Genomic DNA, 8200 nt, shown 5'->3' with positions numbered 1-8200 from the left:
GGGCGGGAGGCGCGGCGGGCCCCGCGCGTACGGCGGATCGTACGGCGGCTCTCTACGACCGCCCCGACCGGCCCGCTACTTCGCGGCGTTGGCCGCGTCTATCAGGGCCTGCTTGTCGACGGCGCCGACGTAGACCGTGCCGTTGTCCGTGATCAGGGCGTTGACCAGCCGGGTGCTGAAGACGTGGCCGGAGCCGAAGGAGCCGGTCACCTTGCTGCCCAGGCTGTCCAGCATCTTGCCGGCCTGGCCCTTGGCGGCCTGGTCCTTGCCACCGGCGCCGGCCGCGCCCTTGATCTTGGCGATGGACGTCCAGTCCTTGCCGATGACGTTCAGTCCGCCGAAGTCCTTCAGGCCCTTGCGGTCCTTGGCGCCCTTGCCGCCCTTGCCGTGCTGCTCCTTCGCCCGCTGCTGGTCGCCGTTGACGACCTTGGCGCCCTTGGGCGGGGTGAAGGAGAAGGTGCTCGCGGCGGGCTTGGCGAAGTCGACGCTGGTGTAGCCGACGTCGATGGCCGCCGGGCCACCGCTCTTGGGGGTGAGGGTGAACTTCAGCGGGACGCCGTTGGCGGCGTCCACCGCGACCCGGATCGAGCCGATCGTGGAGCCGGACTGCCGGGGCTTGATGACGAGCTGGTAGGCGTCCCGCCCGGCCACCTTGGCGGTGTCGCCGACCGTGACGGAGGTCGTGTCGCCGGCCGCCTTCAGGGCCTGCTGGGCGAGCTCCTGCGGAGTGGCGTTCTGCAGGCCCTTGGGGAGGTCCTTGGGGCCTTCCTGGTGCTTGCCGGGCTTGCCGTGCTCGCCGTGACGGCCGTCCTCGCGGGCGGTGTTGTGCACCACGGTGTTGCTGCCGCTGTCGTACGCCCAGACGTCCTTGCCGTTGTGGACGAGGGTGTAGTCGGCGGTCTTGTCGACGATCGACACCCGCTGCTTCTCGGGGCCGTCGGCGGCGACGCGCAGCGTGTGCGTACCGGACGCGAGCTCGGTGAGCTTGCTCTGCGGCGACGCGGAGGCGCCGGAGCCGCCGTGCCCGCCGCCGCCGAAGCCGCCGGCCCCGCCCATGCCGCCCGGCAGGGAGGGCAGTCCGAGGTCCGTGGTGACCTGGACCGTGCCGGAGAGCTGCTGGACATCGGATTTGGCGATCTTGGCTATCAGGTCCTGCGCGGAGATCTTGGGCAGGTCCGGGGAACCGGATCCGGCGAACGCCGGGACCAGCCCGATCGTCGCCGCCGTCACCCCCGCCACCGCGACCGGTACGGCATACCGCACCGCCTTACGGCGCTTCGACGAGCGCCCCCCGTCCCATTCCTCGGTGACCTCGGTCGGTTCGTTCCGTGGCATCTGGCGTACCTCCGTCGTGTGCGGCGGGCTTACGTCCTCCACGCGTCCACCCCTGGCTCATTGTGGCCCGCCCGCCGCTTTCTGGTGCTCTCCATCCCACCAAATACCGGGGCCGCGGTCGTCAACCCGCAGGGCCAACTCCGCGTACTGCTGTGGGATGACGCCGGGGCACCACACGCCCGCCCCCGTACGACGGCGGGTTGATCCCACCCTGAGGGAAAGCCCGGGAAAGCCCGGGGGCGTCAGGGGACATCGGGGGAGGAGCCGGACGCGGCCACCGGGCAACACCGCCCGGGCCTCCGCCGGCACCGCACCGCGGCCTCACCCCGCGCGGTGCACCACCGTGTCGCAGAGCCCCTCCAACGCCGACTTCGCCATGCACTCGGGCAGCGGCGCCAGCGTCGCGCGGGCGTCCTCGGCGTAGCGCACCGTGTCCCGGCGGGCCTGCTCCAGCGCCGGGTGGGCACGCAGCCCGGCCAGCGCCTCGGCGTGCCGGGCGTCGTCCGTGAGATCGCCGGCCAGCAGCTCGCACAGCGCGCGGTCCTCGGGGGTGCCGGCGCTGCTCTCGGCGAGCGCCCGCAGCCGCAGCACGGGCAGCGTCGGAATGCCCTCGCGCAGGTCCGTACCGGGCGTCTTGCCCGACTCGTGCGAGTCGCTGGCGATGTCCAGAACGTCGTCCGCCAGCTGGAACGCGGTGCCCAGCCGCTCGCCGTACTGGGTGAGGATGTTGACCGTCGACTCGTCGGCGCCCGACATCATCGCGCCGAAGCGGCCGGCGACCGCGATCAGCGAGCCGGTCTTGCCCGCGATGACGTCCAGATAGTGGTCGACCGGGTCGCGGCCGTCGCGCGGCCCCGCGGTCTCCAGGATCTGCCCGGTCACCAGGCGCTCGAACGCCTCGGCCTGGATCCGGACCGCCTCGGGCCCGAGGTCGGCGAGGATGTGCGAGGCGCGGGCGAAGAGGAAGTCACCGGTCAGCACCGCGACGGAGTTGCCCCAGCGGGCGTTGGCGCTGGCCACCCCGCGGCGTACATCGGCCTCGTCCATCACGTCGTCGTGGTAGAGCGTCGCCAGGTGCGTCAGCTCCACGACGACCGCCGAGGGCACCACACCGGGGCTGTACGGGTCGCCGAACTGGGCCGCCAGCATCGAAAGCATCGGGCGGAACCGCTTGCCCCCGGCCCGCACGAGATGCTGCGCGGCTTCGGTGATGAACGGCACGTCGCTCTTGGTGGCCTCCAGAAGGCCCTCCTCGACAGCCGCCAACCCGGCCTGGACATCGGCCTCAAGAGCCTGGTCCCGCACGCTCAGCCCAATGGGCCCGACGACGGTCACGAGGGGTACTCCTGTCTGCTGACGATCAAACGGAATGTCGATCTGTCGCTGTCTTCACCATTGGCCAGCGTATCCGGTCGCACTTGGATCACCGTGAGCGCCCGCCCCCCGAACCACTCGGCCAGCACAGAAGCCGCCCAGCCGCCGCGTCCCGGATGACCACTCGGCACGCGTCACCCCTGAGAGGGAGGGGGTGGGAGAGGCGTACGAGCCCCCGAACGCCCCTTGCGGCGCAGGCGCACCACCGTCCCGGCCACCGGCCCCGCCGCGGCGTCGACCGGAAATCCGCACACCCGCGAGCACCATGCGCCGGGCGGCCGGCCCCTTCCCCGGCCGCACCGGTGTCCCCGGTGCCCCGGCCGCCCCGATCTCCTCGACAGGCAGGTCGTTCCGGCCCTCCGCGCGGCCGACCGGGCCGCTCACGGCGCGCTCCGGTACCGCCGGGCGCCCCGCCGTCTCACCCGTAGGTCCGCGCCACCGCCCGCGCCAGCCGGGGCGCGGCGAAGTCCGTGCCGCACACGAAGCGCATCAGCGGCCCGAAGGACGCGGCGGCCGCAAGGCCGGTGAAGTACAACCCCGGTACGGACGAGCGGAAACCGGCGTCCAGCAGCGGCCCGCCCGCCCGCACGGTGATCCCGGTCCGCAACCCCGGGCCCAGGAAGTCCAGCGCGTCCAGCGCCACCCGGTAGCCGGTCGCGGCCAGTACGTGGTCGGCGGCCAGCTCGCCGCCGCGTCCGTCGGGGCCGCGCAGCGACAGCACCGGGCGGCCATCGCGCACCTCTGCCCGGTCGATCGCCCGCCCCTGGGTCACCCGCACCCGTCCCACGAAGCGGTCCCGCAGCCACCATGCGCCCAGTGGGCCGAGCACCCGGCGCACCAGGAACCGCCGGGCGGGCACCGGGAGATGGCGGAAGCCGCCCGCGTACTCGGTCAGCGCCCACAGCGACCAGGCGTTGCCGAACGGCGAGGGCGGACGCAGCCGCGGCTGGCGGTCCGGGGGCGCGCCGAAGCCCACCGCGGCCCGCCCGCGCGCCACCACCCGCACCGACGCCGCGCCCGCCTCGGCGAGCAGCACCGCGCTCTCCAGGGCCGACTGCCCGGCGCCGACGACCACCACCTCGCGGCCGGCCAGCGCGGCGAGGTCGCGGTGCTGGGAGCTGTGCGAGACGGGCCCGGCGGCCGACGGCCCTTCGGGGACCGCGGCGGCCAGTACGGACGGCAGGTGTGCCAGTCCACTCAGTCCGGTGGCGACGACCACCGCCCGCGCGCCGAACCGCTCGCCGCTGTCCAGCTTCAGCTCGAAGCCGTCGGCCCGCCGGTCGACCGAGACCACCCGGACCTGCTCCAACTCCGGGACCAGCCGCCGCTGCACCCACCGGCCGTAGCGCACGAAGGTCTCGACGGGGATGACGTCCCAGTCGGAGGCATGGCGCCGCTCCCCCATCGCCGCGCAGAAGTCGCCCAGGGTGTGCCCGGTGTGCGGGACGGCGATGCTGGACGCGGCCGGGGTCGACTTGAGCAGCATGCCCGCGGGCATGCGCTCGTCCCAACTGCCCATCGGCTGCCCGAAAACCCGTACCGGCAGGCCGCGGGCCCGCAGATGCGCGGCCGTCGCCAGCCCGAACGGCCCGGCCCCTATGACCGCTACCGGAGTGCTCACTTCGACCCCTCCCCACGGCGGAGTTTCACGTGAAACGGCCCCCGGCCGTACCGGCGCGGCGGCCCGCCCGCCGCAGCTGCACCAGATGCCGGGCGCCCGGCCCGACGCTGCGCGCGAGCATGGTGAAGAACGGCAGCGGGTCATCTCCGGCGAACCACGCCAGTTCGGTGCCGGCGGCCCGTGCCGCTCCGTGCGGTCCCGTACGGCCGCGCCGGTAGGCGAGCCGCGCGGGCAGATCGATGTTCTCGACGACGAAGCGGCGCCCGGCCCGCTGCACGCCCTCGGGCACCGGCCGCCCGGTGAGCGCGAGGTGCTGGGCGCGGACGACATCCACCCCGGCGGTGCTCTCGAAGAGCCGGAACTGCGCGCCCATCCGCGGGTTGAAGTCCAGCAGCTTGTAGCGGCCGTCCCGGCGGTCGAGCCGCCAGTCCAGGTCGGCGATTCCGGCGAAGCCGATACGCCGCACGAAGTCACCGGTCATGACGGCGAGTTGGGGGTTGTCGACGACGTGCGCACAGGCCGTCATCCCCGCGTACGGCGGCCAGGAGCGCACCTTGACCCCGGTGAACAGCACCCGCACCGCGCCGTGTTCCGCGCAGTAGGCGTGCACGATCCAGTCCTCGGCCTGCTCGCCCGGCAGGTACTCCTGGAGGATCACCGCCGGCCGCGGGCCCCAGTCGCGCGCCAGGTCCAGCAGCCGGTCCGGTCCGCCGATCCGGGTCGTCCCGGCGACCGCGGGCCGGCTGCGCCGGACGAACGCCTCCCGGTTCTTGGCCACCACGGGGAAGCGGGCCCGGTCCGCGTACGCCGCGATCTCCGCGTACGAGCGGGGGAAGGCGGCGGCCGGCGTGGGCACCCCGTGCGCCGCGCAGAGTTCGTGCAGGCCCTGCTTGCTGGCGAGTTGGCGGGGCAGTGCGGGATCGACGCGGGGGAACAGAAACGATCCGGCGAGATCCGCGGCGTGCTCCGCGATCAGCACCGCCGCCTCCTCGTCGGTCGGGAACAGCACCGCGGGCCGTCCGATCCGGCGGCCGATCCGCAGCAGCCCCTCGACCAGCCGCGCCGGATCCTCCCGCCCGGTGGTGGGCCAGACGAACCGGCCCGTCAGATGGCGGGAGGCCGCCGCGGGCGTGAAACGGTCCTCGGTGACGGCGTACACGGGCACCCCGAGCCGTCCCAGGCTGCGGATCGCGCCGACACCGCCGTGGTGCAGCGGATACCGGCCGATCTTCACGATCAGTCCCGGCACAGTCCGATCGGCCCCGAGCCGTACGCCCCTGCGCACCACATGTCCCCCCAACGGAACGGCCCCGACGGGACGGCCCCCCGGCCCGTGTCCGCAAAGGACGCTAGGACCGAATTGCGCAGTGCGGCAAGGCTTTTCCGGACATTGCCAAAACCGGCGAGTTGCCCCCCGTCGGCACACCGTCCGATTCCCGGGCGCGGACCGCCCCGCCGCGCGCCCCCGGCCGTACCCTGATCGACGGACCACCGGCCGCCCACCGGCGACCACGACGAACGCGAGGAGCAGCGTCCATGCCCGAGCAGAGCCCGGAGCAGAGCCCGTTCGACCTGGCGGAAGGCGACCCCTTCGGCCCGCACACCCTTCCCTACGGCGTCTTCAGCACCGCCGACGCGCCCGACCGGCGCCGGATCGGCGTCCGCTACGGCAGCCGGGTCCTGGACCTGAGCGCACTGCCCGGCGCACTGCCCTCCGTCGTCCCCGCGCCGCACGGCGAACTGCTCGCCGCCGCCACCCTCAACCCGCTGCTGGCCGCCGGCCGCCCCGTATGGCAGCAGGTCCGCGCGACCGTCCGCACCGCCCTGACCGACCCCGCGCACCGCACCGCGGTGGCCCCGCTGCTGCACCCGCTGGACGGCGTCACCCTGCACCTCCCCTTCGAGGTCGCCGACTACGTCGACTTCTACTCCAGCGAGCACCACGCCACCAACGTCGGCAAGATCTTCCGTCCGAACGGTGCCGCGCTGCCGCCCAACTGGAAGCATCTGCCGATCGGTTACCACGGCCGGGCGGGCACCGTCGTCGTCTCCGGCACCCCGGTGGTCCGGCCCAACGGCCAGCGCAAGACCCCCGAGGACACCGCGCCGGTCTTCGGCCCGTCCACCCGCCTCGACATCGAGGCCGAGGTCGGCTTCATCGTCGGCACCCCCTCCGCACTCCACGAGACGGTGGGCCTGGCCGGCTTCCGCGACCACGTCTTCGGCGTCTGCCTGGTCAACGACTGGTCCGCGCGCGACATCCAGGCGTGGGAGTACGTCCCGCTCGGCCCGTTCCTCGGCAAGTCCTTCGCCACCTCCGTCTCCGCCTGGATCACGCCGCTGGACGCCTTCGACGCGTCCCGGACCCCGCCGCCCGCCCGGGACACCGCGCCGCTGCCGTACCTCGACGACGCGGCGGCCGAGCCCGGCGGCATCGACCTGCGGATCGAGGTGGCTCACAACGGCGAGGTGATCTCCCGCCCGCCGTTCGCCGCGATGTACTGGACGGCCGCCCAGCAGCTCGCCCACATGACGGTCAACGGCGCCTCGCTGCGCACCGGCGACCTGTACGCCTCCGGCACCGTCTCCGGGCCCGAGCCCGACCAGCTCGGCTGCCTGCTCGAACTGACCCAGGGCAAGGGCCCCTACCTCCAGGACGGCGACGAGATCACCCTCACCGCCTGGGCGCCGGGTCCGGACGGCTCCCGGATCGGCCTGGGGGAGGTCACCGGCCGGGTGCTGCCGGCCCGTGAGGTCCCGGCCGGCGGCCCGGCCTGACGCACCGCCCCGGCCCGCAGCCCACCCTCCCCGAGGAACCGCTGCTGCCCGCCCTCGACCCGGCGCGCGGCCGGGGCCTGGTCACCCGCCGGTTCGTGCGGTACGGGGTGGTCGGGGCGGCCCTCGCCGACCTGGAGGCGGCCGGGCGGATCACCGCCGCACCGGGCGGCCGGGTCGCCATGGGCCGGCCGCCCGAACGACGCTGAGAGCTCGGATTGGGGTGTCCGAGTTGAGAGCTTGGATTGGGGTATCCCCTGCGCATGGGGGTCCCCTCCGCCCGACGCCCGCGCCCGGCTGCTCGCGGCGCTCGCGGCGCTCGCCGCGGTCTGATACCTGGACCGCAGGCTGCTGCCGGGCCACGGCCACCGCGCCGTACGACGCGAACCGCGGCGGCCGACCCGCACCGAGTGGGCGGCGCACGCGGTGGCGCGCGCCGTCCGGGAGGACAAGGCCGCGGCGAACCGGGGCCAGGTGCCGGCCGCGGCGACCGGTGTCGGCCGCGCCGGCCCGCTGCTAGCCTCACGGGTCCCTGTCCCACAACGGAGGAGACGTACGTGCGCAAGGCAGCGCAGTTCGCCGGGGCGGTCGCCGTCGCCGCGCTGCTGCTCAGCGGTTGCGGCAGCAGCGGCGGCAGCAAGGACAGCAGCACCCCCAGCAAGACGCCGGAGGCCGCCCCGTCGACTCCGGGCGGCGGCGACGGCAAGGCCGCGGGCGCCACCGCGGTCGAGGGCGCGTGGAAGGGCGGCACCGCCGCCAGCCCGCTGGTCCTCGTGGTCGCCAAGGGCACCATCGCGTTCAGCAACGGCCACAAGTCCGCCTGCATGGGCAAGGTCGAGAAGATGGCCGGAATGACCATGGCCGTCCTCAAGTGCACCGACGGGGACACCACCCGCACCATGGGCACCCTCAAGCCGGGCGCGGACGGCAAGACGCTGACCGTCTCCTGGAAGGGCGGCCCGACCGAGAAGTACACCAAGAGCGAGGACGGCAGCGTGAAGATCCCCGACATGCCGAGCCTCCCGGACCTGCCGAAGAGCTGACCGGCGCGCCGCACAACGGCCGCCGCCCGGTACCCGCGACGGGGTACCGGGC

Annotated in this window: 7 protein-coding genes; 3 read left to right on the top strand and 4 right to left on the bottom strand. The window is 74.1% G+C overall.

The window, feature by feature from the left end; translation table 11 throughout:
* Nucleotides 1-75 precede the first annotated feature (75 nt).
* The 4 genes from ACO1BR_RS35170 to ACO1BR_RS35155 all read right to left on the bottom strand — a co-directional run bounded on the left by ACO1BR_RS35170 (nucleotide 76) and on the right by ACO1BR_RS35155 (nucleotide 5579).
* A complete protein-coding gene (locus tag ACO1BR_RS35170) occupies nucleotides 76-1335 on the bottom strand; it encodes a LolA family protein (RefSeq protein ID WP_426799172.1) in 1260 nt (419 codons plus the stop codon).
* Between the two features lie 321 nt (nucleotides 1336-1656).
* Nucleotides 1657-2670, bottom strand: a complete 1014-nt coding sequence (locus tag ACO1BR_RS35165; RefSeq protein ID WP_426799171.1) for a polyprenyl synthetase family protein — start codon at nucleotides 2668-2670, stop codon at nucleotides 1657-1659.
* 457 nt (nucleotides 2671-3127) lie between these two features.
* Entirely contained in the window at nucleotides 3128-4330 is a 1203-nt protein-coding gene (locus ACO1BR_RS35160; protein ID WP_426799170.1) for an FAD-dependent oxidoreductase, read from the bottom strand.
* A gap of 25 nt (nucleotides 4331-4355) precedes the next feature.
* A complete protein-coding gene (locus ACO1BR_RS35155) occupies nucleotides 4356-5579 on the bottom strand; it encodes an ATP-grasp domain-containing protein (protein ID WP_426799169.1) in 1224 nt (407 codons plus the stop codon).
* A gap of 287 nt (nucleotides 5580-5866) precedes the next feature.
* On the opposite strand from ACO1BR_RS35155, the gene fahA reads away from it, so the two are divergent.
* The 3 genes from fahA (at nucleotide 5867) to ACO1BR_RS35140 (ending at nucleotide 8148) form a co-directional block, all read left to right on the top strand.
* Entirely contained in the window at nucleotides 5867-7108 is a 1242-nt protein-coding gene (gene fahA / locus ACO1BR_RS35150; RefSeq protein ID WP_426799168.1) for a fumarylacetoacetase, read from the top strand.
* On the top strand, nucleotides 7105-7314 hold the full coding sequence (locus tag ACO1BR_RS35145; RefSeq protein ID WP_426799195.1) for a GPP34 family phosphoprotein: 210 nt from the start codon (nucleotides 7105-7107) through the stop codon (nucleotides 7312-7314). The genes fahA and ACO1BR_RS35145 overlap by 4 nt, the downstream gene beginning before the upstream one ends.
* Nucleotides 7315-7662: 348 nt before the next feature.
* Entirely contained in the window at nucleotides 7663-8148 is a 486-nt protein-coding gene (locus ACO1BR_RS35140) for a hypothetical protein (RefSeq protein ID WP_426799167.1), read from the top strand.
* Nucleotides 8149-8200 lie beyond the last annotated feature (52 nt).

The sequence above is a fragment of the Streptomyces sp. YGL11-2 genome (genome assembly GCF_050054615.1).
Classification (GTDB): Bacteria; Actinomycetota; Actinomycetes; order Streptomycetales; family Streptomycetaceae; genus Streptomyces.
Note: the sequence above shows the minus strand (reverse complement) of the source record. Positions and strands in the feature narration are given on the sequence as shown.

What these genes read in the sequence shown, in the direction of transcription:
- ACO1BR_RS35170 (WP_426799172.1), bottom strand. Translation starts at nt 1,335, where the DNA reads ATGCCACGGAACGAACCGACCGAGGTCACCGAGGAATGGGACGGGGGG.
- fahA (WP_426799168.1), top strand. Translation starts at nt 5,867, where the DNA reads ATGCCCGAGCAGAGCCCGGAGCAGAGCCCGTTCGACCTGGCGGAAGGC.